Origin of the sequence: Streptomyces sp. NPDC047085, assembly GCF_040643735.1 — a bacterium.
Taxonomy (GTDB): domain Bacteria; phylum Actinomycetota; class Actinomycetes; order Streptomycetales; family Streptomycetaceae; genus Streptomyces.
On record NZ_JBEYUW010000020.1, the window covers coordinates 1 to 25200 of the forward strand.

Annotated in this window: 17 protein-coding genes and 2 pseudogenes; 10 read left to right on the plus strand and 9 right to left on the minus strand. The window is 71.1% G+C overall.

All coding sequences use genetic code 11. The features are described from left to right. Positions 1-279 precede the first annotated feature (279 nt). A pseudogene (locus tag ABZ865_RS39775) lies at positions 280-524 on the plus strand (BtrH N-terminal domain-containing protein); the annotation flags it as partial. 77 nt (positions 525-601) lie between these two features. Here the strand turns inward: ABZ865_RS39775 and ABZ865_RS39780 are convergent. Then, positions 602-3025 carry a LuxR C-terminal-related transcriptional regulator gene (locus tag ABZ865_RS39780; RefSeq protein WP_361241656.1) on the minus strand — a complete coding sequence of 808 codons (2424 nt, stop codon included), beginning with the start codon at positions 3023-3025 and terminating at the stop codon, positions 602-604. A gap of 196 nt (positions 3026-3221) precedes the next feature. Beyond that, positions 3222-4025: an intradiol ring-cleavage dioxygenase gene (locus ABZ865_RS39785; RefSeq protein ID WP_361241659.1), complete on the minus strand. Its 804-nt coding sequence runs from the start codon at positions 4023-4025 to the stop codon at positions 3222-3224. 304 nt (positions 4026-4329) lie between these two features. Between ABZ865_RS39785 and ABZ865_RS39790 the strand changes: the two genes are divergently transcribed. The 7 genes from ABZ865_RS39790 to katG all read left to right on the plus strand — a co-directional run bounded on the left by ABZ865_RS39790 (position 4330) and on the right by katG (position 13592). Beyond that, a complete protein-coding gene (locus ABZ865_RS39790) occupies positions 4330-5121 on the plus strand; it encodes a GntR family transcriptional regulator (protein WP_361241662.1) in 792 nt (263 codons plus the stop codon). Positions 5122-5157: 36 nt separating this feature from the next. Further along, positions 5158-5385, plus strand: coding sequence for a ferredoxin family protein (locus ABZ865_RS39795; RefSeq protein WP_361241666.1), 228 nt, complete (start codon positions 5158-5160; stop codon positions 5383-5385). Positions 5386-5399: 14 nt separating this feature from the next. Continuing rightward, positions 5400-6743: an ABC transporter substrate-binding protein gene (locus ABZ865_RS39800; protein ID WP_361241669.1), complete on the plus strand. Its 1344-nt coding sequence runs from the start codon at positions 5400-5402 to the stop codon at positions 6741-6743. Further along, positions 6740-7621, plus strand: a complete 882-nt coding sequence (locus ABZ865_RS39805; RefSeq protein ID WP_361241672.1) for an ABC transporter permease — start codon at positions 6740-6742, stop codon at positions 7619-7621. Before ABZ865_RS39800 ends, ABZ865_RS39805 begins: the two co-directional genes overlap by 4 nt. After that, positions 7605-8393 (plus strand): ABC transporter ATP-binding protein, encoded by a 789-nt coding sequence (locus ABZ865_RS39810; RefSeq protein WP_361241675.1) that lies wholly within the window; start codon positions 7605-7607, stop codon positions 8391-8393. Before ABZ865_RS39805 ends, ABZ865_RS39810 begins: the two co-directional genes overlap by 17 nt. Before the next feature lie 29 nt (positions 8394-8422). After that, on the plus strand, positions 8423-11152 hold the full coding sequence (locus ABZ865_RS39815; protein WP_361241859.1) for a fumarate reductase/succinate dehydrogenase flavoprotein subunit: 2730 nt from the start codon (positions 8423-8425) through the stop codon (positions 11150-11152). Positions 11153-11399: 247 nt separating this feature from the next. Continuing rightward, positions 11400-13592 (plus strand): catalase/peroxidase HPI, encoded by a 2193-nt coding sequence (gene katG / locus ABZ865_RS39820; RefSeq protein WP_361241678.1) that lies wholly within the window; start codon positions 11400-11402, stop codon positions 13590-13592. 8 nt (positions 13593-13600) lie between these two features. Here the strand turns inward: katG and ABZ865_RS39825 are convergent, their stop codons facing one another. The 6 genes from ABZ865_RS39825 to ABZ865_RS39850 are packed head-to-tail and all read right to left on the minus strand — an operon-like array spanning position 13601 to position 20365. Beyond that, the gene (locus ABZ865_RS39825) at positions 13601-14749 is read right to left on the minus strand and encodes a VWA domain-containing protein (RefSeq protein ID WP_361241681.1); all 1149 of its coding nucleotides are present in this window, start codon (positions 14747-14749) and stop codon (positions 13601-13603) included. Next, positions 14742-15650 (minus strand): MoxR family ATPase, encoded by a 909-nt coding sequence (locus ABZ865_RS39830; RefSeq protein WP_361241684.1) that lies wholly within the window; start codon positions 15648-15650, stop codon positions 14742-14744. Before ABZ865_RS39830 ends, ABZ865_RS39825 begins: the two co-directional genes overlap by 8 nt. Next, entirely contained in the window at positions 15643-16569 is a 927-nt protein-coding gene (locus tag ABZ865_RS39835) for an XdhC family protein (RefSeq protein WP_361241687.1), read from the minus strand. The genes ABZ865_RS39830 and ABZ865_RS39835 overlap by 8 nt, the downstream gene beginning before the upstream one ends. A 10-nt stretch (positions 16570-16579) precedes the next feature. Beyond that, a complete protein-coding gene (locus ABZ865_RS39840) occupies positions 16580-18952 on the minus strand; it encodes an aerobic carbon-monoxide dehydrogenase large subunit (RefSeq protein WP_361241690.1) in 2373 nt (790 codons plus the stop codon). Then, a complete protein-coding gene (locus ABZ865_RS39845; RefSeq protein ID WP_361241693.1) occupies positions 18949-19491 on the minus strand; it encodes a (2Fe-2S)-binding protein in 543 nt (180 codons plus the stop codon). Before ABZ865_RS39845 ends, ABZ865_RS39840 begins: the two co-directional genes overlap by 4 nt. Position 19492: 1 nt before the next feature. Continuing rightward, positions 19493-20365 (minus strand): xanthine dehydrogenase family protein subunit M, encoded by an 873-nt coding sequence (locus ABZ865_RS39850; RefSeq protein ID WP_361241696.1) that lies wholly within the window; start codon positions 20363-20365, stop codon positions 19493-19495. 116 nt (positions 20366-20481) lie between these two features. On the opposite strand from ABZ865_RS39850, the gene ABZ865_RS39855 reads away from it, so the two are divergent. Then, positions 20482-21438 (plus strand): LysR family transcriptional regulator, encoded by a 957-nt coding sequence (locus ABZ865_RS39855; protein ID WP_361241699.1) that lies wholly within the window; start codon positions 20482-20484, stop codon positions 21436-21438. A gap of 127 nt (positions 21439-21565) precedes the next feature. After that, positions 21566-21787, plus strand: a pseudogene (locus tag ABZ865_RS39860) (DNA alkylation repair protein); the annotation flags it as partial. 97 nt (positions 21788-21884) lie between these two features. On the opposite strand, the gene ABZ865_RS39865 reads toward ABZ865_RS39860, so the two are convergent. Then, positions 21885-24977 carry a CHAT domain-containing protein gene (locus tag ABZ865_RS39865; protein WP_361241702.1) on the minus strand — a complete coding sequence of 1031 codons (3093 nt, stop codon included), beginning with the start codon at positions 24975-24977 and terminating at the stop codon, positions 21885-21887. Positions 24978-25200 lie beyond the last annotated feature (223 nt).

Below are 25200 nucleotides of genomic sequence, written 5' to 3' on the forward strand. Positions count from 1 at the left end.
AGGACGGCGGTGACGGGGGCGGGGGTGTCGAACTTCTGCATCGTGCGCTCCTTCGATCCGTTGTTTCTGATGACGGAAACGCTACGTTGCATTCACAGTTCCGGCAACGGATTCGTTGCGCATTATCCATATCACTGCAGGCAGATGCCGAGAAATCGTTGCAATGCTCTTGCAGGCTAATGCAACGAGCTCCTCTTGCTCGTTGCAATGGATTGAAGGTGAACGCTATGCTGCAGACACCAGGAGCCACTCCGGACGAGCGGATGGGGAGAGCACGGCATGACCACGGTGATCGACCTTGATGCCCGCGGTACGCAGCACTGTGAGACGACGGCCCTCGGGGTCCTGTTGCGGCACCAGGGGATCGATCTGTCCGAGCCCATGCTCTTCGGCCTCGGTTCCGGTCTGTCCTTCGTCTACTGGGACAGCAAGAACATGGGCTTCCCTTCCTCGGAGGACGGGTCAAGCCGTTCGACCTCACCAGGAACCTGGCCACCAGACTCGGGCTGGAGCTCCTGGTCCAGGGACCACGTCCCCCAGCCTGACCAGCCTCGCCCAGGCCAGGGCCGCGCGCGGTCCGATGACCGCCTGTTGGTGGTGCTCACCGCCGGGCTGTGCGTACACCCTCGGTCCTTCGGGCTGCCCACAGTGCGATCTGCGTGCGAGAGCGCAGGCCCAGCTTGTCGCGGATCTTGTCCAGATGCGTGGCGACCGTGTGGATCGACAGGCCGAGCCGGTCCGCGATCTGGCGGTTGGTCAGCCCTTCGGCGACGAGTTCGACCACCATGGACTCCCTTGCGGTGAGCCGGAGCCGATCGTCGACCCGGACATCGCGCCCCGCTCGGTCCTCGCCGCTCCCCGCTCCGAGCGCGTACGCGACCAGTCGCTCTCCGCGCAGCCCACGGGCACCGGCGACGGCGACCTCCTGCGCTGCTGCCGACAGCCGTGTCCGGGCGCGCGCCGCCGCCTGTTCCATCCTGTGCCGCCAGGGAGCCTCGGGCTCGGTGTCCAGGCTGCGCCGCGCCTGCGCGCTCGCTTCGTACAGCCGCAGCGCACGCTGCATGTCGCCGCTCTCCGCGGCCACGAGGGCCAGGCCCTCCACGGGGTACAGGGCATGGAAACTGGCCCCTGGAGCGATCCGCAGCACCTCGGCGAACAAGGTCTCCGCGCTGCGCAGACGCCCCAGGGCCAACCTTACGGCCCCCGCGGTGTGCAGCGCGGCTGCGGTGCGAGGCCACGGCGCTTGCTGCCTCAGTACGGGCAGACACCGTGACATCAGTTCGTCGGCCTCCCGTTCCCCACCGGCCTGAAGCAGCGCCCAGGCCAGGTGATGAGTGCACCAAGCGGTGTCCTGCGGCCTGCCGACGGAGGCGACGATCTCCAGGCACTCCCTCAGATCCGCGATGGCCTCGGCGAACTCACCGCGGCACAGCCGCGCCGCCGCCCGGGCGTCCAGGGCGTTGGCCAGTCCGGCGGCGTCACGGCGCGTCCGTTCGCTCCGCACCGCCTGCTCGCCCCGGCGCAGTGCCTCGTCCGGATCGGACTGCTGGCAGGCCACGCGTGCGGCGAGCGCCGGCACCTGCCCACCCAGCGCCCGGCCCCCGGCTTCCTGCAGCAGTCCGGTGAGCAGCGCACGGGCGGCGGACGGCTGTTCCTGCTGGTAGTGCACACGCGCCAACTCCAGCGTCAGCCGCACCCGCACGGCGTCGCCGGGTTCGGCGCCGCGGGCCAGTACCGAGGCGAGATTGTCCCGTTCCGCCGCCAGCGGGCTGCCGGCCTGGTCGGCGAACACGTCCTCGCGGCCCCGCTCGGCCAGCTCGGTCAGCCACGCGAGCGCCCGACGCAGGGTGGCGTGCAGCTCGCCGGACGCAAGCAGACGGTCCAGGGCGCAGGCCCGGATGGCACTCAACTGCCGGAAGCGTGTGGGCGCCGTCTCTCCCGGCAGACGTACGACGAGCGACTTCGCTTCCAGGGCGCACAGGATACGGAAGACCTGCCGCCGTTCTATGCCGGCACCGGCGCAGACTGTTTGCGCGGCGGTCACGTCGAACCCGCCGACCAGGACCGAAAGACGCCGGAAGACAGCCTGCTCGGCCGGATCCAGCAGCCGATGGCTCCAGTCGACCGCCGCGGCGAGCTCACTGTGGCGTTGGGGTCCGGTTCGGCTTCCCCCGGTCAGAAGGTCCAGCTGGGAGAACTGGTCGTCCAGCCCCGCCAGGATGTCGCTCAGCGCGAGCGCACCGACGTGGCGGGCCGCGAGTTCGATGGCGAGCGTCAGGCCGTCCAGGCGCCGGCAGATCTCGGCCACCATGGGGCCGTTGCCGGGATGGAGCGTGAACCCGGGGGAGTTGCTCGCGGCGCGGTCGACGAAGAGCCGTACGGCGTCGGACCGCATGAGGGCCGTCACGTCGTCTCCCGCGTCGGCCGGCGGCAGGGACAGCTCGCCGACCCGCAGCACGGTCTCTCCGGGCACCCTCAGGGCCTCCCGGCTGGTGGCCAGGATCCGCAGACGGGGGCAGCGGCCCAGCAGGGTCGCCGTCAGCCGGGCGCACGGCTCGGCCAGATGCTCGCAGTTGTCCAGGATCAGCACGCGGGAGGCGTCACCGATCGCGCGGACCAGCACGTCGACGCCGGTCCGGCCCGCTCGTTCGCCCACTCCCAGCGCGGCGGCCAGGGACTGCGTCAGCAGCGCGCCGTCCTGGAGGGAGGCGAGTTCCACGAGGTCCACGCGTGTGAACCGCTTCGGTAATCGCCTGGCGAACTCCAGCGCCAGCCGGGTCTTGCCCACACCGGCCGCACCGGTCAGCGTGAGGAGGCGCGAGCTCCTCAGGAGGGTGCGCAGGCCCGCCAGTTCGTGCCGTCGGCCGACGAAGGAGTCGAGCGCCGGGGGCAGAACGCTCCCGCCGACCGTCGAGACCGCGGGTGTGACACCCGAGGCCGCCCGTCGCCGCGCCGCCCGCTGCCGGCAGGCGCTGGAGCAGTATCGAGCCGGCCGGCCTCCGTGCGGCCTCACGATCAGTGCCACACCGCACACATCACATGTTCGACTCCGGCTCATCCCCGATTCCTGGCCGCACCGCCCGGGAACGAAACCATCGTCTTCGGCCATGTGTCTCTACGAGAACCGCGCCGGTCGCCTTCGGCAGGAGCGGAGCGGCCGCCGTCAGGCGCGCGATGGCCGACGCCGTGGCAGGGCCGGCCATCGCGGGCATCGAGGTGCGTCAGGGTGTGGCGGCGGGGTCGATGCCGAGAACGACGGTTCCGGTCACTCCCTTGCCGAGGTCGCTGCCTGCCTGGGTGAGGGTGAGCAGGGTCGAGGACCCGCCGTTGCGGTAGATGCCGTCCCGTGCGTTGAGCGTGCGGGTGGCCGTGTTGTTCCGATACGGGGACAGGGCGGCGATCCTGGTGTTGTACGCCTCCGGGAAGTAGAGCTGGCCCGTATGGGACACGTGGCCGCCGTGATACGTCCCGTTGGACACGGTGCCTCCCCCATGCGTCTTGACGTGGATGTGGAGGGCCCGGCCGACGTACCAGCCGGGGTAGACCGTGGTGAACTCCGCGACACCGGCGGAGTCGGTCAACTGCACGCCGCGCAGGAAGGTGGTGTCCGGGGTGGAACCTCCGGCGACATAGCCGGAGTAGACCCCGAGGGCGTCGCAGTGCCAGATGTCGACGGCCGTCCGGGGCAGCGGGGCGCAGGTCGTTGCGTCGACCACCGTCACGCGGAGGGTCAGCGGGATGCCCGCCTTCCCCTCCGTGATGTCCTTGCGAACCGTCTCCAGGTCCAGGTAGTACGGCCCCTCGGTCTGCTCGGGCGTGAGGACGCAGGCGACGGCCGGCCGGGCCGCGGCCCGGTGTTCGGTGGCGGCGGTCGCCTGCTTGGCGGCGAGACCCAGCGCGGCCACGCCGAGGGCGGCGCCGCCCAGGGTGGTGATGACGGACCTGCGGGTGGCACCCGCGGAAACGTCCGACGGCCCGAGGTCGCGCTGCGGTTCCTCGGTGTTGTGGTGGGGGATGTCAGTCATGGTGTGAGCGTGGCGTGGGCGACGGCCTACGGGATCGCACGGACGACCCACGAAGCGACTGCGTTACGAAACCCACCACCCGGCGTGACGCTCGTCAATGAAGTCAACACCGGGCCACCGTGGCGGAAGCCGCCGTGGCGGAAGCCGTCGTGGCGGAAGCCGTCGTGTCCAAGACCGGCGGAGCCTGGCAGATGATGCCGTCGGCCCGCCGAATGCCCAGGTCAGCGGCGCGTCCGGTAGGGCGTCAGATGGCGCAACAATCCAGCAACACCACTATTCCTATCGGATAGCTATGGTTCGAGCCATGCCGCCCACCGACCGCATCCGAGACCACGCCGGCCAAGGCGCCGCGACCACGGTCGCCGCCCACCGCAGCCGGCGCAGGCTGCGCGCCGACCGGGCCAGGCAACTCGCCGATCTGCTCCGCCGCCAGCTCCTCACCGGCGCCTTCCCCAACGGCGCGCTCCCCCACGAGTCGGCCCTCGCCGCCGACTACCGCGCCTCGCGCAACACCGTCCGCCAGGCCCTCGACCTGCTGCGCACCGAGGGTCTCGTCGAGCGCCAGCCCGGTGTCGGCACCCTGGTCGTGGCCCGGAAGTACCCCCACGGCCTCGACCGCCTGATGGGCCTCGCGGAAACCCTCCGCGAACACGGCCGGGTCACCAACGAGGTCCGCACCATGGGGCCCGTCCCGGCGCCCGCCCCCGTCGCCGAACGACTCCACGTGCCCTCGGGCGCCGATGTCCTCTACATCGAACGCCTGCGCCGCCTGAACGGCCTCCCTCTCTCCCTCGACCTCACCTACATCCCCCTGGACATCGGCACCGCGCTCCTCGCCGCGGACCTGGAGAACACCGACGTCTTCCGCCTGCTGGAGGCGACCTGCGGCCTGCCTCTCGGTCACGCCGAGATCACCCTGGAGGCGGTCAACGCGGACGCCCACTCCGCCGCCGTGCTGCAGGCTCCCCAGGGCGCGGCGGTCCTGATGCTGGAACGGCTCACGCATCTTGCCGACGGCCGGCCTGTCGATCTCGAGTTCATCCGCTTCCGCGGCGACCGCATCACGATGAGCGGCCTGCTGCACCGCTCTGTCTGACGTCCCCGAAAAGTTCGACCTTCCCTGGAGACAGCCATGCCCTTGGCGCCCCAGCGGGCCGACGTGCCCGTGACCATCGACGAGTCGAAGTGCATCGACGGCTGCACGCTCTGCGTGGACATGTGCCCGCTGGACTCCCTCGCCATCGACGCCGACAGCGGCAAGGCGTACATGCACGTCGACGAGTGCTGGTACTGCGGCCCGTGCGCGGCCCGCTGTCCCACCGGAGCCGTCACGGTCAACATGCCCTACCTGCTCCGCTGAGAGGCCGAACTCCCATGAAACGCACGGCAGTCGCACTCGCCGCATCCGCTCTGCTGCTCCCCCTGTCCGCCTGCGGCGGCAGCGCCGAGGCGGGCGGCGGCTCCACGGTCACCGTCACCGTCGGATACCAGTCCAAGACCATCAACACGGTCACCGCCGGCACCCTCCTGCGCTCCCTCGGCTACTTCGAGAAGCGGCTGAACGCCCTCCACGACGGAAAGACGTACAAGGTCGACTGGCAGGACTACGCCACCGGCGCACCCATCACGGCCCAGATGACCGCCGGGAAGATCGACATCGGCTCGATGGGCGACTTCCCGCTGCTCATCAACGCGGCCCGCGGCAAGCAGCTGGGCAGGCCCACCCACCTGGTCTCGGTCACCGGCTACAACCTCAGGGGCGGCCTGAACACGGTCGTCGTCGCACCGAAGTCCATGCTCACCTCCCTGAACGGCCTGAAGGGCAAGAAGGTCTCCACGAGCGTCGGTTCGGCCGCCGACGGCACCCTCGTACGGGCCCTGCAGCGGGCCGGTATCGACCCGGACAAGGGGGTGGAGAAGCTCAACCAGCAGCCCGCGGTGGGCGCCTCGGCCCTCTCGGCGGGCAGCGCGGACGCACTGTCGCAGTTCGTGGCCTGGCCGGGCCTGCTCACCTACCAGGGCAAAGCGAAGGCGCTGTACGACGGAGCGCAGCTGAACCTGCCCACCTTCCACGGCGTCACCGCCCGCGAGGACTTCGCCGAGCAGCGACCGGCCGTACTGGAGGCGTTCCTGAAGGCCCAGGCTGAGGCGACGGACTACCTCAACGCCCATCCGGTGGCCGCCGCCGAGAAGGTCGCGAAGGCCACCGGCCTGCCCGCCGAGGTCGTCTACCTCTACAACGGCGCCCACGGCATCGCCACCTTCGACCCGGCCGTCAAGCCGCAACTCGTCTCCGCGCTCGAGCAGGACGTGTCGGTCCTGAAGGCGGCCAAGCTGACCGGCGACATCGACGTGCACTCCTTCGTCGACGACCAGTACGTCAAGAAGGCCCTCGGCGCCGGCTACGCCAGGCGACTCGCCGCCGGCCCGCCCGCCGCCGCGAGCGAGGTCTGGCCCAATGGCGCCACGAAGACCCGGAGTTTCACGTCCCCCGGCCGGCTCCTCGCCTACGTCGCCCGGCACCGGAACGGCATCCGCGCGGCCTACGTCCCCGACGCCACCACCGGCACCCTCTGGTTCGCCGACAAGGCGGTCTGGGTGGCGGACGGCGAGCGACTGCTGCCCTTCGTCGCCCCGGCCACCGCACAGGCCTACGTGGCCGGTCACAGCGGCGCTCAGGTGATCACGTACACGGACGCCCTGGGCCGGGCCTCATGAGCCGGTACCCCCGGCGGGCGGGCCGGCTCGCACTGCGGGCCGGCTCGCTGGCCGCCGCTCTCGGCCTGTGGCAGCTGCTGACCACACTCCACGTGGATGTGTGGGTGCGCTTCTCGCAGTTCCCGACGGTGACCGACGTGGCCCGGACCTTCGCCGACCGGCTGTCCGGCCCCGACTACTGGACCGACCTCACCGACAGCCTCACCCGGATCGTGACGGGCTTCCTGCTCGCCGCCGTCCTGGGCGTGGCCACCGGCGTGCTGGTGGCACGCTCGCGGCTGGCCGAGGACCTGCTCGGCCCGGTCCTGGAGGTGGTGCGGCCCATTCCGGCCATCGCCATGGTTCCCGTCGCCATCCTCCTCTTCCCCTCCAACGAGCAGGGCATCGTCTTCATCACCTTCACCGCCGCCTTCTTCCCCGTGCTGGTCTCCACCCGGCACGCGGTGCGCGCGCTGACCCCCGTATGGGAGGAGGCGGTGCGCACCATGGGCGGCGGCCGGTGGCGGATCCTTCGCTCCGTCGTCCTGCCGGGCGCGCTGCCCGGCATCTTCGGCGGCCTGTCCGTCGGCATCGGCGTGTCCTGGATCTGTGTGATCTCCGCCGAGATGATCTCCGGCCAGTACGGCGTCGGCTACCGCACCTGGCAGGACTACACGATCGTCAACTACCCGGGCGTCTTCGTCGGCATGGTCACCATCGGCCTGCTCGGCTGGCTCACCTCCACCGCCGTCGAACTGCTCGGCCGTCGCCTCACCCGCTGGCTGCCGCGCACGTCGTACGTCCCCGGCGCCCGGCCCCGGCCCGCTCGGGCCCAGGTGGCCACGAACACCCCCGAACCCACCACAGCCGAGGAGGCACGCGATGAGCACCTCGTCTGAGACCAAGCCGGCCGAGGCGAGGGCCGTGTCGGCGGCCCCGCGCGGCACCCGCCTCACCCTGCGCGGCGCCGTGCTCGGCCGGCCGGACGCCCCGGCCGTGGCCGACGTCGATCTGGAGGTCGCGGCCGGTGAGATCCTCACCGTCGTCGGCCCCTCCGGCTGCGGCAAGTCGACGTTGCTGCGCACCTGGGCCGGGCTGTTGACCACGCTGGAGGGGGCGGTGGAACAGGACGGACGGCCGGTGACCGGACCGAGCGCGGACCGGGCGTTGATCTTCCAGGAGGACGCCCTGCTGCCCTGGCGCACCCTGCGCGCCAATGTCGAACTGCCCCTCGCCATACAGGGCCTGCCACGCGCGCGACGCAGGGAAGTGGCCGAGGGCTGGCTGGCACGGGTCGGACTCGCCGACCGGACCCGGCAGTTGCCGCACCGCGTCTCCGGCGGTCAGCGCCAGCGCACCCAGTTGGCCCGCGCGCTCGCCGGGCGCCCGCGCGCCCTCCTGATGGACGAACCCTTCGGCGGACTCGACGCCCAGACCCGCGCCGGCATGCAGAACCTGCTGGTGGAGGTCTTGCACGGCACAGGCGCGACGGTCGTCTTCGTCACCCACGACGTCGACGAGGCCCTGTTCCTCGGCGACCGCGTGGCCGTGCTCGGCGCGGGCCGTCTTGTCGCCGTACGGGACGTACCGCGCCCGCGCGAGCGCGTCGGCCACGACGACCCGGCACGTACCGCCCTGCGGCGCGACATCCTCACGTCACTCGGTTCTTGAAAGGCACCCTGGTGGACACCCCTCTGGAGATCCCGGCCCTCACCGACGCCGAGGAGCTGACCTGCGACGTCCTCGTCATCGGCGGCGGCACGGCCGGCACCATGGCCGCGCTGACCGCCGCCGAGCACGGTGCGGACGTCCTGCTGCTGGAGAAGGCCCACGTACGCCACTCGGGTGCACTCGCCATGGGCATGGACGGCGTCAACAACGCGGTCGTCCCGGGCCGCGCCGAACCCGACGACTACGTCGCCGAGATCACGCGCGCCAACGACGGCATCGTCGACCAGACCACCGTCCGCCAGACCGCCACCCGCGGCTTCTCCATGGTGCGGCGACTGGAGTCGTACGGGGTCAAGTTCGAGAAGGACGAGCACGGCGAGTACGCGGTCCGCCAGGTCCACCGCTCGGGCTCGTACGTGCTGCCGATGCCGGAGGGCAAGGACGTCAAGAAGGTCCTGTACCGGCAGCTGCGGCGGCGCGAGATGCGCGAGCGGATCCGGATCGAGAACCGGGTGATGCCGGTGCGCGTGCTCACCGCGGAGGGCCGGGCCGTGGGAGCAGTCGGCTTCCACACCCGCACGGGCGCCTTCGTCACCGTCCGCGCCGGCGCGGTGATCCTCGCCACCGGCGCCTGCGGACGGCTCGGCCTGCCCGCCTCCGGCTATCTGTACGGCACGTACGAGAACCCCACCAACGCGGGTGACGGCTACGCGATGGCCTACCACGCCGGTGCCGAACTGACCGGTATCGAGTGCTTCCAGATCAACCCGCTGATCAAGGACTACAACGGCCCGGCCTGCGCCTACGTCGCCAACCCGTTCGGCGGCTACCAGGTCAACCGGCACGGGGAACGCTTCGTCGACTCCGACTACTGGTCGGGGCAGATGATGGCGGAGTTCGCGGCGGAGGTGGCGTCGGACCGCGGCCCGGTGTACCTGAAGCTGAGCCATCTCCCAGAGGAGTCGATCACGGCTCTGGAGTCGATCCTGCACTCCACCGAGCGCCCCACCCGCGGCACCTTCCACGCGGGCCGCGGCCACGACTACCGCACCCACGACGTGGAGATGCACATCTCCGAGATCGGCCTGTGCGGCGGCCATTCGGCTTCGGGGGTATGGGTGGACGACCACGCCCGCACGACCGTCCCCCGGCTGTACGCCGCCGGAGACCTGGCCTGCGTACCGCACAACTACATGATCGGCGCGTTCGTCTTCGGCGACCTGGCGGGCGCGGACGCGGCCCAGTTCACGCCGTACGGAGGGGAGTTGCCCGCCGATCAGCTCCGAGAGGCGCACGAGCTGATCTACCGCCCGCTGCGCAACCCCGACGGGCCGCCGCAGCCCCAGGTCGAGTACAAGCTGCGCCGCTTCGTGAACGACTACGTGACCCCGCCGAAGTCCGGCGCCCGGCTGTCGCTCGCCCTGGAGGCGTTCGAGCGGATGCGCGCCGACATCGCCGCGATGGGCGCGCGCACCCCGCACGAGCTGATGCGCTGCGCTGAGGTCACGTTCATCCGGGACTGCGCGGAGATGGCCGCCCGGGCTTCCCTGGCCCGTACGGAATCCCGCTGGGGCCTGTACCACGACCGTCTCGACCACCCCCACCGTGACGACGCGTCCTGGTTCCACCATCTCGATCTGCGTAAGTCCCCTTCCGGTGCGATGGAGTTCACGGCCCGGCCCGTGGCGCCCTATCTGGTTCCGGTCGACGGTTTCGCCCCGGCCGGCGGCCCCTCACGTCACCTCGGCGAGGTCCATCCGGACCAGGTGGCGACGGCGGGCGCCCGGGACGTGGCCCCGGTGACGCTGCGACCGGAGCCCTCCGTTGCCGCCGCGACCGCCCGCCCCGGTACCGGCGCGGAGGCACCGGCCACACCGCGCCTCCTCGAACTCCTCGCCCTGTCGGAGGAGCAACCCGAACTCTCCGCCCTCAACCCCTACTTGACCGACCCCGAGCCCACCGTCCGCCGAACGGCCGTCGCCGTCCTGACGGAGACCACACCGCCGGGCACCGGGCCGGCACTGGCCGCCGCGCTCGCCGACACCGACACGGGCGTCCGCGCCGCCGCGGCCGCCTCGCTGCGCGAACTGGTCGAAACCCTGACGCCGGAGCCGGGCTTGCGTGACGGCCTCGTCGCCGCCCTCTCCGAGGCCGACCCCGTCGTCCGCGCCGCCGCACTGGACATCCTGCGCGGCCTGCGCGCCGGTGACGTGGACCTGTTCGCGGCCTGCCTTGCGGACTCCGACATCACCGTCCGTATCGCAGCCGTACGAGCGCTCGTATCGGTCGACGCCACCGCGGAGATCGCCCACGCGGCGGCCACCGAACCGTCACGCGAGGTCCGCGTCACGATCGCCAAGGCCCTGGCCGGCCTGGCTCCGGGTCCGGACTCGGACGTCGTCCACTCGGCCCTTGCCGAACTGGTCGACGATCCCGACGCCCTGGTGCGCGGCGCCGCCTACGAAGCCCTGGGCACGACCGGCTGCCCAACCCGTCTGGCCGCACACGCCGAGGCGGCGCTGTCCGACCCCGCCTGGCAGGTGCGGGCCGGCGCCGCCACCGCCTTGTCCGCCGCGGACCCCGAGGTGGCCGTCCCCGCACTCGCCAAGGCCGTCGCCGACCCCAACGCCGACGTCCGCAAGGCCGCCGTACTGGCCCTGACCCGGCACCGTGCCACCGAGGAGGCCCGAGCAGCCCTGGCCACGGCGACGGCGGACCCGGACGCGGACGTCAGGGCCTATGCGGCGCGGGCACTGTGACGACGTAGTCGGCACGAAAGCAGAAAGTCCACCCCTTCTCTCACGTCTGTCATACGAATGCTCTGCGTGTTTCACAGAGGTGCGGTCTGCGGTGCGCCACCATACGGACGTGGCATAGGACATTTTCCAGCCGGTGGGCGCCCTGGCGCACTGATTGCGTCGGTCGACGTGCTCGACACCAGCCAAGCCAATGACGTCAAGAGCGGCAGCCGGTACAAGGAAAACCGAGACAGGAAGAAGGACGGGCATGTCCGGCAGTGAGAGCGAGAATCCTGCAATCCCTTCACCGACGCCCACACCGACTCGGCGGCCCAGGACGAACCGGGACTGGTGGCCGAATCAGCTGGACCTTCAGGTTCTCGACCAGCACTCGCCCCGATCCAGCCCGATGGACGAGGACTTCGACTACGCGAAAGAGTTCGCGACCCTCGACGTCGACGCGCTGAAGCGTGACGTCTTCGAGGTGATGACGACATCCCAGGACTGGTGGCCTGCCGACTACGGGCACTACGGGCCGCTCTTCATCCGGATGAGCTGGCATGCCGCGGGAACGTACCGCATCGCGGACGGCCGCGGCGGTGGCGGCAGCGGCGCACAGCGCTTCGCTCCCCTCAACAGCTGGCCGGACAACGCGAGCCTGGACAAGGCGCGCCGTCTGCTGTGGCCGGTCAAACAGAAGTACGGCCGGAAAATCTCCTGGGCCGATCTCCTGGTCTTCGCCGGAAACTGCGCCATGGAATCAATGGGGTTCAAGACGTTCGGATTCGGTTTCGGGCGAGAGGACATCTGGGAACCCGAGGAGATCTTCTGGGGGCCCGAGGACACATGGCTCGGAGATGAGCGCTACAGCGGCGACAGGGAACTCACCGGTCCTTTTGCCGCCGTACAGATGGGGCTGATCTACGTCAATCCGGAGGGGCCCAACGGAGAACCGGACCCGATGGCCGCCGCCCACGACATTCGGGAGACGTTCGGGCGCATGGCGATGAATGACGTGGAGACGGTCGCACTCATCGTCGGCGGCCACACCTTCGGCAAGTGCCATGGCGCGGTCGAAGCCAGTTACATCGGCCCGGAACCCGAGGCGGCCCCCATCGAGCAGCAGGGCCTCGGCTGGCGGAACACGTACGACAGCGGCACGGGCCCCCACGCGCTCACCAGCGGTCTGGAGGGCGCATGGACCACCGAGCCGACCAAGTGGGACAACGGGTACCTGGACAATCTTTACGGGTACGAGTGGGAGCTGACGCGCAGCCCCGCCGGCGCCCACCAGTGGACTCCCTCGGATCCGGCGGCCAAGAACACCGTGCCCGACGCCCATGATCCGTCGAAGCGGCACGCCCCCATGATGCTGACGACGGACCTCGCGCTGAAGGTGGACCCGGTCTACGGACCGATCACGAAGAGGTTCCACGAGAACCCGGACGACCTCGCGGTGGCGTTCGCCAAGGCGTGGTACAAGCTGCTGCACCGCGACATGGGACCCCGCTCGCGTTACCTCGGCCCGTGGATCCCCGAGCCGCAGCTGTGGCAGGACCCCGTTCCCGACGTCGATCACGAACTGATCGGGGACGAGGACATCGCCGCCCTCAAGGACAGGATCCTCGCCTCGGGCCTTACCGTCTCCCAGCTGGTCACCACCGCCTGGGCGTCGGCGGCGAGCTTCCGCGGCACCGACAAGCGCGGCGGAGCGAACGGAGCACGGATCCGGCTCGCGCCACAGAAGGACTGGGAACTCAACGACCTGCCCGAGGTGACGGAGGTACTGCGCACGCTCGAGCGGATCCAGCAGGACTTCAACCTCTCGCAGACCGGCGGAACGCGGGTCTCCCTCGCCGACCTCATCGTCCTCGGCGGGTGCGCGGCCGTCGAGCAGGCCGCGAGGAACGCCGGGTACAACGCCACGGTTCCGTTCGCACCGGGGCGTACGGACGCCTCGCAGGAGCAGACCGACGCGGCGTCGTTCGCCGTGCTGAAGCCCAAGGCGGATGCCTTCCGCAACTACCTTCCGGCCGGCGAGAAACTGTCGCCGGAGACCCTCATGCTGGACCGCGCCAACCTGCTGACGCTGACCGCACCCGAGATGACGGTGCTGATCGGCGGCATGCGGGCCCTGAACACCGGCTTCAAGGGATCCCCCCACGGTGTCTTCACCCACCGGCCGGAATCCTTGACCAACGACTTCTTCGTCAACCTGCTCGACATGGGCACGGAGTGGAAGGCGTCGGCTACGGACGAGAACGTGTTCGAAGGCCGGGATCGCGCCACCGGCGAGGTCAAGTGGACCGCCACCGCCGTCGACCTGATCTTCGGTGCGCACTCCCAGCTCCGAGCCGTCTCGGAGGTCTACGCGTCCCAGGATGCGGCAGAGAAGTTCGTACGTGACTTCGTGGCAGCGTGGAACAAGGTGATGAATCTCGACCGGTTCGACCTCGCCTGAGCCCGACGTCATCGGCGGCGGCGCGGGGAGGACAGAGCGGCGGTGAAGTCGTCCAGGGCCGCAAGGTTGTGGGCGCTGACGACGGCGTCGCAGTAGGGCAGTGCCGCGGCCATGCCGGCCACGAGCGGACGGTAACGCGGGCTTGCGGTGCGCGGGTTGACCCATACGACGCGGTAGGCGACCCGGGACAGCCGCGCCATGTGGGTGGCGAGGTCGGCGGGCGCGCCGGTGTCCCAGCCGTCGGAGATGATGGCGACCACGGCGCCGTGCGCCATGCCGCGTCGGCCGAACCGCTCGTTGAACTCGGCCAGGCAGTCCGCTATCCGGGTGCCCCCGGACCAGTCCGGGGCCGCCCGTCCGGCCCGGGCCAGGGCGTCGTCCGGCCCGGCCCGCCGGAGGACGGGCGTGAGGCGGGTGAGCCGGGTGGCGAAGGTGAAGACCTCGGCGCGGGCGGCGTGGGCGGCGCAGTAGAGCAGTTGGAGCATCGCGCGGGCATAGGGCTCCATCGATCCGGAGATGTCGCAGAGCACGACGAGATCGCGGGGGCGGGACCGGGGTACGAAGCGGCGTAGCCGCAGCGGGTGTCCGCCGGTGCGCCGGCTCTCGGAGAGGGTGCGGCGCACGTCGATGCGCGCACCGTGGTGCGCGGTGCGGTGTCGGCGGGACGGCCGGGTCGGGGTGCGGAGCACGAGGGTGCGCATCAGCTCGGAGAGCCGCGCCAGTTCCTCGGCGGACACGTCCGCGAAGTCGCGGCTCGCGAGACGGTCGAGCGGACTGGCCGCGAGGGGGACGGGAGCCTCCCTCGGCTGTGCGTCGGCATCCCGGGCTCGCCCGTCCGCGGTGGCCTTGCGGGTGTCGGGGAGGCGGCCGGGAACGGCATGCGGGAGCGATCGGGCCGGATCGCCCGGTTGGCCGCGTTGTACTCCCCGTTCGGCCGGACCGCCGAACACCTCACGGAAGACGCCGTCGAAGAGCTCGATCTGCTCGGGGTCGGACACCAGGGTGGCGAGCGCGCAGTGCCGCAGTGCGCTCGTCGTCGACGGTGCCAGCAAGGTGAGCGCCCGAGCGAAGCTCCGGGTACGGTCGGGCCCCACCGCGATCCCCGCGTCGTGCAGGGCGACGGTGAAAGCGGCTGCCAGTTCCGGCAGGTCAGGCATCGGAGCCGGCCTCCGCGTCGATCAGCGCCGCCAGTCCGGCCCGGCGCACGGCCTCCAGGTCCTCGGCGTACTTGAGCACGGCCCCCAGGGTGCGGTCGGCGGCGTCGGCGTCGAGAACGGAGAGCCCCAGCGCGTGCAGCGCGCCCGCCCAGTCGATCGCCTCGGCGATGCCGGGCGGCTTGGTGAGCTCCTGACGGGCTCGCAGGCGCGCCACCCCGCGCGCGACGCGCATGGCCAGCCACTCGGCCGACTCCGGCACCCGTCTGCGGATGATCGCGGCGACTCGTGCGGTGTCCGGGTAGTCGATCCAGTGGTAGAGGCAGCGGCGTTTGAGCGCGTCGTGCAGATCCCGGGTGCGGTTGGAGGTCAGTACGGCCACCGGTGGCACCACGGCCGTCCGGGTGCCGAGTTCGGGGATGGTGACCGCGGCGTCGGCGAGCAGTTCCAGCAGGAACGCCTCGAACTCGTCGTCGGCGCGGTCCACCTCGTCGATGAGCAGCACCGCCGGCCGCGGTCCCGGGTGGCAGATCGCGGCGAGCAGCGGCCGCGGCAGCAGGTAGTCCTCGGCGAACAGGTCGGCGTCCCGCAGGGGCTCCCCACGGGACTCGGCCAGCCGGATGGCCAGGAGTTGCCGTGGGTAGTTCCACTCGTACAGGGCCTCGGCCGAGGACAGTCCCTCGTAGCACTGCAGCCGGATCAGTGGGGTGTCGAGTACGGCGGCGAGCGCGCGGGCCGCCTCGGTCTTGCCGACGCCGGGCTCGCCCTCCAGCAGGATCGGCTGCCGCATGCGCACGGCGAGCAACAGCGCCGTGGCCAGGGCGTCGTCGGCCAGGTAGCCGACCGCGTCCAGACGCGCGCGCAGAGCGGGGACATCGGGTACGAGGGGGTCGAGGTCAGACATGCGCGTAACGGGAGGGGTCGTCGGCAAAGGCGTGCCGGCACCCCGGCCCGCAGAAGTACACCCTGCTTCCGGCCCGGTCCAGGGAGAGGGTGTCGGGCGTGATCGCCACGGTCATGCCGCACACGGGATCCACGTCCTCGGCCACGCCCTGCGGCGCGACGGAGTCGGCCCCGGGGCGCGCGGCTTGGGCCGTCTGCGGCCGCAGTGCGATGATCTCGGCGTACACCGACAGCGCGATCTCCGCCGGGGTTCGCGCGCCGATGTCCAGGCCGGCCGGGGTGTGGATGCCCGCGCGTTGCTCCTCGGTGAGGTCCAGCCCGGCGAGCACCGCCGCGCCGCGCTTCGGACTGGCCACCAGCCCGATGTACGGAACCCCGGCGCGGGCGGCCTCGGTCAGCACGGTCTCCTCGTCGCGGCCGTGTGTGGCGACGACGATGGCGTCCAGATCGTGCGGCAGCGGCTCCCCGGGCGACGCCGGCCGGGCGTCGAGGCCGAGCACACGACCGACGTCGAGCAGAGCACGGGCGATCGGGGCGTGTCCGTAGACGAACGCCAGCGCCGGGGGGAGGTTGGCTTCCAGGAAGATGTCGAGCGTCCCGCCCGACAAGCAGGGATTGGCCACCGTGACCAGGCCTTCGGCAGGCTCCTGCGCGCTTTCGTTGCCGGTGTCCGCGCCGGGCGTGATCCTCAGCAGCAGCGACTCGCCGGTCCGCAGCACGCGCAGGCTCTGCAGTTGCACGGTCGTCTCGGCGCAGGTGCCGCCCACGAAGCCCTCGATGGTGCCGTCGGGCAGTACCAGCGCGCTGTCCCCGGGCTTGGCGCTCGTGGGCCGTTCCGCGTGGACGACGGTGGCCAGGACGAACGGCGTACGGCCTTGCCGGAGCGCGTGCGCGCGGGTCAGCAGTTCGGGGTTCGTCATCGTGGGGGCCTCAGGTGATCGCCATGTCGGTGCGCAGCGGCCGGCCCTGGGCGGCCCGCCACACCGCGGCGGGCGTCAGTGGCATGTCGACATGGCGTACGCCGAGCGGCTTCAGCGCGTCCACCACGGCGTTGACGACCGCGGCGGGCGACCCCACCGTGGCGGACTCGCCGATCCCCTTGGCGCCGATGGGGTGGTGCGGGGAGGGGGTGACGGTCTCGCCGAGCTCCCATGAGGGGCACTCGACCGAGGTGGGCAGGAGGTAGTCCATGAACGACCCGCCGAGGCAGTTGCCGTCCTCGTCGAAGGCGATCACCTGCATGAGCGCCATGCCGAGGCCGTCGGCCAGTCCGCCGTGCACCTGCCCCTCGACGATCGTGGGGTTGATCCGGTTGCCGCAGTCGTCCACGGCGACGAACCGACGGATCTTCACCTGGCCGGTGTCGGCGTCCACGTCGGCGACGCAGATGTAGGCGCCGAAGGGGAAGGTGAGGTTCGGCGGGTTGTAGACGCAGGTCGCGTCCAGGTGGCCCTCGACGCCCTCGGGCAGCTCCAGGTTGGAGTGTGCGGCGAGCGCGATCTCGGCCATGGTGCGTCCCTGGTCGGGGTCGCCCGTGACGTACCAGCGGCCCTTCTCCCATTCCAGGTCGTCCGGGCTCACTTCGAGCATCGCGGAGGCGACGATCTTCGCGCGTTCGCGCACCTTGCGGGCGACCATCGCGGCCGCCGCGCCGGACACGGGCGTCGAGCGGGAGCCGTAGGTGCCGAGCCCGAACGGTGTCTGGTCCGTGTCGCCGTGCACCACCTCGACGTCCTCGGGCGGGATGCCCAGTTCCTCGGCGACGATCTGCGCGAACGTCGTCTCGTGGCCCTGCCCCTGGGTCTGTACGGAGATCCGCAGAACGGCCTTGCCGGTCGGGTGGACGCGCAGCTCGGCACCGTCGGCCATGCCCAGTCCCAGGATGTCCATGTGCTTGCGGGGACCCGCGCCGACGGCCTCGGTGAAGAAGCTGACCCCGATGCCCATCAGCTCCCCGCGTTCGCGTTTCTCGGCCTGCTCCCGGCGCAGGTCCTCGTAGTGCGCGATGTCCATGGCCAGCTGCAGGGCGCGCGGGTAGTCGCCGGAGTCGTACTCCCACCCCGTCTGCGTCCGGTACGGGAACTGCCCGGGGCGCAGCAGGTTGCGCATCCGCAGTTCGGCCGGGTCCGTGCCGAGCCTGTCCGCGAGCACGTCGACCATCCGCTCGACCAGGTACACGGCCTCGGTGACGCGGAACGAACAGGCGTAGGCGACGCCGCCGGGGGCCTTGTTGGTGTAGACGCCGGTCACGGCGCAGTGTGCGGCGGCCAGATCGTACGAGCCGGTGAAGACGCCGAAGAAGCCGGCCGGGAACTGCGTGGGCTGTGCGGTGGCGTTGAACGCGCCGTGATCGGCGATCACGTGGACGCGTAGGCCCAGGATCTTCCCGTCCTTCGTCGCCGCGATCTCGCCGTGCATGTGGTAGTCGCGGGCGAAGGACGTGCTCATCAGGTTCTCCGAGCGGTCCTCCACCCACTTGACCGGCTTGCCGGTGACGATCGAGCCGACGACCGCGCACACGTAACCGGGGTAGATGCCGACCTTGTTGCCGAAGCCGCCCCCGATGTCCGGGGAGATGATCCGGATCTTGTGCTCCGGGATGCCGGCCACCATCGCGTAGATCGTGCGATGGGCGTGCGGGGCCTGGGTGGTGGACCACACCGTCAGCTTCCCGGTGATGGCGTCCATGTCCGCCACCGTGCCACAGGTCTCCAGCGGCGCCGGGTGCACCCTCGGGTAGAGCATGTCCTGCTCCACCACGACGTCGGCGGCCGCGAAGACCTCGTCCGTGCGCTCCTTGTCGCCCGCCGACCAGTCGAAGATGTGGTTGTCGTTCTGGTGTTCCTTGTCGTCGCGGATCACCGGAGCGTCCGGGTCGAGCGCCCGGCGGGCATCGACGACCGGCGGCAGCGGCTCGTACTCCACGTCGATCAGCTCAAGAGCGTCCCGGGCGGCGTAGCGGTCCTCGGCGACGACGAAGGCGACCTCCTGGCCCTGGAAGCGCACCTTGTCGGTGGCGAGCACCGCCTGCGTGTCGTACGAGAGCGTGGGCATCCAGGCCAGCCCGAGACCGGCCAGGGTCTGCCCGGTGATCACGGCCTTGACCTTCGGGTGCGCCTCGGCGGCGCTGGTGTCGACGGACAGGATCCGGGCGTGGGCCAGCGGGCTGCGCAGGACGGCGCCGTGCAGCATCCCGGGCAGCCGGACGTCGTCGACGTAGGTTCCGTGGCCGCGCACGAACCGTGCGTCCTCCTTGCGGGGCATCCGTCCGAAACCGACCGGCCGTTCCTCGGTGGTCGTCATGCCTGCACCTCCTCGCGGCCCGGCGCCGGCTCTTCGCGACCGGGTGCCGGCTCGGTGCCCGTGCCGGCGGTCTCCCGCCCACCGCCGTGCTCGGCGGCCCAGCGGATGGAGCGCACGATGTTCTCGTAACCGGTGCAGCGGCAGACCTGTCCGGAGATCGCCTCGCGGATCTCCTCCTCGGACGGATCCGCGTTGTGGTCCAGCAGCCAGCGGGCGGTCATCATCATCCCCGGCGTGCAGAAACCGCACTGCAGCCCGTGGCAGGCGATGAATCCCTTCTGCACCGGGTCGAGTTCCGTCCCGTGCGCCAGGCCCTCGACCGTCCGCACCTCATGGCCGTCGGCCATCACCGCGAGCACGGTGCAGGACTTGACCGGCGTCCCGTCCAGCCAGACGGTGCACACCCCGCAGTTGGAGGTGTCGCAGCCCCAGTGGGTGCCGGTGAGTCCGAGTTCGTCGCGCAGGAAGTGCACGAGCAGCAGCCTCGGCTCCACGTCCCTCGAGTGCTGCTCGCCGTTCACGGTCACGGTGATCCGCATGTCACGCCTCCTGCCCCCGGGCGCGAGCGGCCGCGGCCCGCAGCGCCCGCGTGGTGAGCTCCCCGGCCAGATGCCGCTTGTAGTCGACCGGGCCGCGCTGGTCGGCCGTCGGCCTGCACTCCTGCGCGGCGATCCGGCCCGCCTCGGCGAAGCCCTCGTCGTCCGGCCGCCCGCCGCGCAGGAAGTCCTCGGCCTGCTCGGCCACGAACCGTGGGGCACCCACCGCGGTCAGCCCGATCCCAGCCTCGGCGATGACCCCGTCGGAGATCTCCAGCACCGCTCCCGCGGCGACGACGGCCCAGTCGCCGACCCGGCGCTCGACCTTGCGGTAGGCGCTGGCGTGCGAACGGATGGGCACGCGGATCTCCACCAGGAGCTCCGCTTCGTTCAGCGCGGTCTCGTACGGGCCGAGGAAGAACTCCCTGATCGCGATGGTGCGCCTGCCGCCGGGGCCCTGGGCGACGAGGGTCGCCCGCAGTGCCGAGAACGCCGCGGACAGGTCCTCCGAGGGATCGGCCTGGCACAGCGAGCCGCCCACGGTGCCGCGGTTGCGTACGAGCGGATCGGCGATGACCCGTTCCGCGTCCCGCAGGATGGGGAAGTGCTCGCCGACGACCGGCGAGGCGAGCAGCTCCGCGTGGCGGACCATCGCGCCGACGGCCAGGTCGTGCCCGTCCACCCGGATCAGCGCCAGCTCGCCGAGGCCGTTGATGTCGATCAGGGCTTCGGGCTGGGCCAGCCGCAGCTTCATCATCGGGAGCAGGCTGTGTCCGCCCGCCACCACCCGGGCCTCGGGGCCGTACCGCGTGAGCAGCTCGATGGCCTGCTCGAGGCTGGTGGCCCTCTCGTACTGGAATGCGGCCGGTACCTGCATCGGGCCCTCCTGGCTCGCTGTGCCCGTTGCCGCTGCGATGCTGCGCCCCTCCGTACCGGCCAGGCAATGGGTGGATAAGCATTCACTTATCGTCCCGAACACGAGAAAATCGGACGGTGACCGTCACGCAGCTCAGCACTTTCGTGCTGGTCGCCCGGCTCGGTTCGGTGAGCGCCGCGGCGCGGGCTCTGGACGTGAGCGAGTCCGCGGTGTCGCAGGCGCTCGCCGCGCTCCGGACCCACTACGGCGATCCGCTCATCCGGCGCACCGGCGGTGGCGGCATGCGCCTGACGCCCGCCGGGGCGCGGCTGCTGCCGGTCGCGTCGCGGATGGTCGCGCTGAGCGCGGACGCCGAGGCCGCGGTGCGGGCGGCACGGGGTGCGCCCGACGAACTACGGGTCGTCGCCACGAGCACGCTGGCCGAGTTCGTGCTCCCGTCGCTCATGGAAGCCTTCGCCTGTCGCTCGGGGCGAAGGACCGAGACCACGTTCGGGGTGGCCGCCGGCAACGAGATACGCGTGTTGGTGGAGAACCGGCTGGCCGACGTCGCGCTCGGGCCGTGTCTCGGCGCCGCCCGCAGGAGCGAACTGGTCAGCGAGCCGCTCTTCCGCACCCAACTGGTCGTGGTGATCGGCGCCAGGTCGCCGCGGCCGCCCGGTCCGCCGTCGCAGTGGTCGTGGCTGGTCGATTCCTCCGGGACCGATGCGGACGCGGACTCCGGGCGGCTGCTGCGTCGGCTCGGAGTGCCCGAAGGACACGTGTGGGTGTTCCCCAACCAGGCCGCGACCTGGGCGGCCGCAGCCGAGGGCGCGGGGGTGGCACCGGCGCCGGCCCATCTGGTGTCGCCCCGCATCCGGCGTGACGAACTGCGCATACTGGAGACCCCCGCCACACCGTCGGACGCCACGTGGCACGCGACCGTCCTCCAGCCCGAACATCGCTCCCCGGCCACCGACGCGTTCCTGCACTTCCTCCACACGCCCGCGGCGACCCGCGTCATGCGCGCGCCCGGCGCCGGGGTCCCGCCCTCCCGGTTCCGGCCGCCGGTGTACGTCACGCTCTGGGGCGGGTGAGCCTCTTCGGCGGACCACCCGGACATCTCCTGCGCAAGACCATTCCGCTCGGTCACCCGCCCGCCCCCCATTACCGTTTTGGTGGCCTTGCAACAGGGCTACCGGGGAGCCTCGCGCCCCGGGGCCGGCGGAGATGAAAGACGCCCCGGACCGCTTGCAGTGGGCGATGAACCACTGCCTGGCTCAGATCGGGATCGAGCACGCCGAGCTCCGCGCCCGTGCCATCGACATCGGTGAGCGCCTGGAGGTACTCAAGGACTACCCGACTCCCCCGGGCTGCACGTCTCCGTTCGCGCCCATCTGGATCAACGAGATGGTGCGCCGACAGCACGACAAGACGGGGACTTGATCGGCGCTCTGGGTGTGGGGCCGTCGTGGGGTCCGTCGTGGTCGGTGCGGGACGCTGTCCGGCCCGCGAAGGCGTCGCGCGCTCACGGACAGCACGATCAGGCGCCGGTGTGGAGGTAGGCGGCCCAGAGGGAGGGGGTTCTCGGGTAGCGGTCGCGGAGCGTCCGGGTGGCGTGGTGCAGGGCGGCCGCTGACCGGTCGGGGTCGAGTGTCTGTGGCGTACCGGTCGTCAGGTGTGTGTAGAAGGACTCGGCGACCGTGACGGCCAGTTGGTCGTCGATCGGCCACAGTGTGCCGACGACGTGGGGGAAACCGGCGAGTTGGAAGGCGCTGGTGAGGTGGATGGATTCGTCGAGCAGGTCGGCTCTGCCGGGGTCCGCGGTACTGCAGGCGGAGAGGAAGGCCAGCCGCGCGTCGCCGAGGTTGACCTGGGCCAGGGCGGAGACGGTGAGCGGTGTCGTGGCGTGGTCGTGCAGGAACAGCCGGCTGCGGGAGGGGTCGGTGCGGTCGCCGGCGCCGTGGCAGGCGAAGTGGGCGATGGCGGACTTCGGTAGGTGGTCGAGGACGGTGGCCAGGGTGGGGGTGTGGCCGGAGGGCGCGCCGTGGGGTGTGTCGTCCGGGACGGATTCGGGTTCGGCCAGCAGGAGAGGGCTGGGCAGGAGGGACTGGAGTCGAGCGGCTTCCTCGGGGACGTGCCGTAGTCGGCCGAGACCGGGGGTGGTCGGCATGGCGACGATGAGGGACCGCAGGCCGTCGGCGGTTTGGGGGCGGGGCCGTCTGGCGTAGCGCAGGGCGCGGATGGTCGGTGTGTAGGAGGAGATCACGCGGTCCAGGACAGTGCGGTGGTGCGGGCCTTGTGCGTGGGTGGTGTGGAAGCCCGCGGCGTGCAGAGGCAGCAGCCCGAGGATGCCGCCAGGAGCCCACCACAGACGTGGCAGGGGCTCCTCATCCTCCCCGTCCTTCGCGTCCTTGTCACGGTCGACCGGGTGGAGCGCGTCGCCCAGGGCGGAGAGGACCGGCTCGGCGGCGGCCTCCCACAGCCATTGCAGGACCTGATGCAGTGTCTGCTGGGCGGAGATCCGTCTGTCGTCGGGCGCTGTCGTGTCCTCCAGCGCTTGGTAGAACGTGTTGACCTGGTCGATGACGGCTTTCTCGGTGAGCTGGGGCAGCGGGCAGGAGGTGACGCCCTCGCGGGTGAGGATGAGAGCGTCGCTGCGGTAGCGGCTGATGTTGAACGTCACCACCGGACCGTGCACGGCTTCGGCCCGGAGTTCGTCGAGTGTGGGCGGCAGACCGAAGGTGGCGAACCCCTCGCAGTCCCGGATGCGCCCGAGTACCGCCTCCAGCTCGCGCGCGACGTGGTGACGCTCCCGGCCCATTGCCTCGGTGCGGCCGGCCGTGCCCGGGGCGGCCGTGGTGGCCTGGTCCCGGTCCAGCAGGTCACGCAGCTCGCAGAAGCGCTCGGCGAGACCGGGGTGCTGGTCCCGCAGATCGGTCAGATCGCTTCGGGTCTCCAGTGCTTGGGACAGAAGCACGGCACGGCCGGCCTCGGCGAGGCGCAGTGCGCGCGCTGGCCGTTCCCGTGCGTTCACGGTGGGGTCGGCCAGGGCCAGGGAGGCCGCTTCGGCGGCGAGGCCTGCGGCAAGGCTGCCGAGAACGTACTGCTGGTCACCGCGCTGCAGCCGGCGTGGGGCCAGTTCGGGGAGCATGAGCACCGCCCGCTCCAGGAGGGCGGCGGCCAGGGCCGGGTCCGAAGCGGCGGCCCGGCGAGCCGCTTCCCGTGCCGTCATGATGCGCAGGCGGGGAGGAGCGGTTCGTTCTTCGACTGTCCGCCTCCACAGGGACAGTTGCTCCTCCCTGTCTTCGTCTGCCGCGCCGTCCCGCTCGGACCGCTTCCGTAAGGCGTCGCCGAGAATGGCTTGGTACGTGGCGCGGAGGGGATAGTCGGCGGGGGTGATGCGGATGGCGTGGCGGATCGACTCCACGGCCTCGTCCAGATCCGCCGGCGCCTCGGTGTGCTCGAACCGGAGCAACAGGGCGGTGCCGAGTCCGAACACGAGCATGGCCCGGTCGACCGCAGGGTAGTTGTCGGGGGCGATGGGAACCGCGGCCCGGGCCATCTCCACCGCTTCGTCCAGGTCGCCCGATTCCCCCGTGTGCCCGAACCGCGTCAACAGGACGGTGCTGAGGGTGGACATCCCCTGGGCACGGTCGTGACGGTCGCTGGGGGCGGCCAGGACGGCGGCCCGGGACAGCCGTACCGCCTCGTCGAGATCCTCCGGGGCCCCGAGGCGCTCGAAGCGCGTCCGCAGGACACCGCCGAGGACGGACTGGTACTTGGCCCGGTCGGGGTGGGCGGCGGGGACGGTCCGGACGACGGTCCGCATCACGTCCACTTCCTCGTCCAGATCCCCGAACGTCACCGTACGCTCGAACCGCACGCCCAGGGCGAGGCCGAGCTGATACAGGCGGTTCACGCGGCCGGGATGGCCCTCGGGAGTGGCCCGGACGGCGGCGCGGAGCGTCTCCACGGCCTCGTCCAGGTCCGTTGTCGCCCCGGTGCGCTCGAACCGTGCCCTCAGGACGAGGCCCATGTTGGACAAGTAGAGCGGCCGTTCGGGGTCGTCGTCGGGAACGGCCCGGACAGCGGCGCGGGTCGCCTGCACGGCCTCGTCCAGATCCGCGGGGTCCAGCGTGTGGGCGAACCGCATGAGCAGGGCCGTACCCAGGTTGGAGAGCAGGGCGGGGCGAGCGGGATGGTCTTCGGGAAGGCTGCGTACGATGCGCTCGCACAAGCCCAGGGCTCGCGTCTGGTGCGCCGGATCCATGGTGATCTGTGCCAGCCCCAGGATCTTCAGGGCGGCGGGGATCGCCCGCTCGGCAAGAGACACGAGGAGCGGTTCGGGCAGGGGATCCTGACCGGCGACGAAGCACTCCGTGAGCCAGTGAACCGCAAGTTGCCGGTCACCCTTGGCGACGTCGGGAGGAGCGAACTGGGCGCGGTAGTGGTGCAGCCAGCCCAGGGCGTACCGGGCTTCCAGATCGCTGTCGTCGCCCGCGTCGCACAGCTGCGCCAGGGACCACGCCTCAGCGAGCGCGGCCGGGTCCAGGACCGCCGACCTGTCTCCCGTGGAGACCACGCGATCCACTCTGCTCCGGATCGCGGTCAGCAGATCCTCTCGCTGTCCCACGAGCCCTCCCTCGGCTGAAGGCCGTCAATTCGAAGCCATTCAGCATCAGTTGTCCAGCTCGGCCGCACATGTGCAGACCATGGTCGCACGGCCGTGGCCGGAGTCGCGCGAACTTCGCCCCGGAGCACGCGCCACGGCTCGGGCAGCAAGCGAGTCATCGCGATTATGTAACGGATATGTGTGCGCTGCAGGGAGAATTTGTAAAGTACTCAACTGACCGGAC

Coding starts and splice junctions, on each gene's coding strand:
- ABZ865_RS39785 (WP_361241659.1), bottom strand. CDS start 4,025: ATGACTGACATCCCCCACCACAACACCGAGGAACCGCAGCGCGACCTC.
- ABZ865_RS39790 (WP_361241662.1), top strand. CDS start 4,330: ATGCCGCCCACCGACCGCATCCGAGACCACGCCGGCCAAGGCGCCGCG.
- ABZ865_RS39795 (WP_361241666.1), top strand. CDS start 5,158: ATGCCCTTGGCGCCCCAGCGGGCCGACGTGCCCGTGACCATCGACGAG.
- ABZ865_RS39800 (WP_361241669.1), top strand. CDS start 5,400: ATGAAACGCACGGCAGTCGCACTCGCCGCATCCGCTCTGCTGCTCCCC.
- ABZ865_RS39805 (WP_361241672.1), top strand. CDS start 6,740: ATGAGCCGGTACCCCCGGCGGGCGGGCCGGCTCGCACTGCGGGCCGGC.
- ABZ865_RS39810 (WP_361241675.1), top strand. CDS start 7,605: ATGAGCACCTCGTCTGAGACCAAGCCGGCCGAGGCGAGGGCCGTGTCG.
- katG (WP_361241678.1), top strand. CDS start 11,400: ATGTCCGGCAGTGAGAGCGAGAATCCTGCAATCCCTTCACCGACGCCC.
- ABZ865_RS39825 (WP_361241681.1), bottom strand. CDS start 14,749: ATGCCTGACCTGCCGGAACTGGCAGCCGCTTTCACCGTCGCCCTGCAC.
- ABZ865_RS39830 (WP_361241684.1), bottom strand. CDS start 15,650: ATGTCTGACCTCGACCCCCTCGTACCCGATGTCCCCGCTCTGCGCGCG.
- ABZ865_RS39835 (WP_361241687.1), bottom strand. CDS start 16,569: ATGACGAACCCCGAACTGCTGACCCGCGCGCACGCGCTCCGGCAAGGC.
- ABZ865_RS39840 (WP_361241690.1), bottom strand. CDS start 18,952: ATGACGACCACCGAGGAACGGCCGGTCGGTTTCGGACGGATGCCCCGC.
- ABZ865_RS39845 (WP_361241693.1), bottom strand. CDS start 19,491: ATGCGGATCACCGTGACCGTGAACGGCGAGCAGCACTCGAGGGACGTG.
- ABZ865_RS39850 (WP_361241696.1), bottom strand. CDS start 20,365: ATGCAGGTACCGGCCGCATTCCAGTACGAGAGGGCCACCAGCCTCGAG.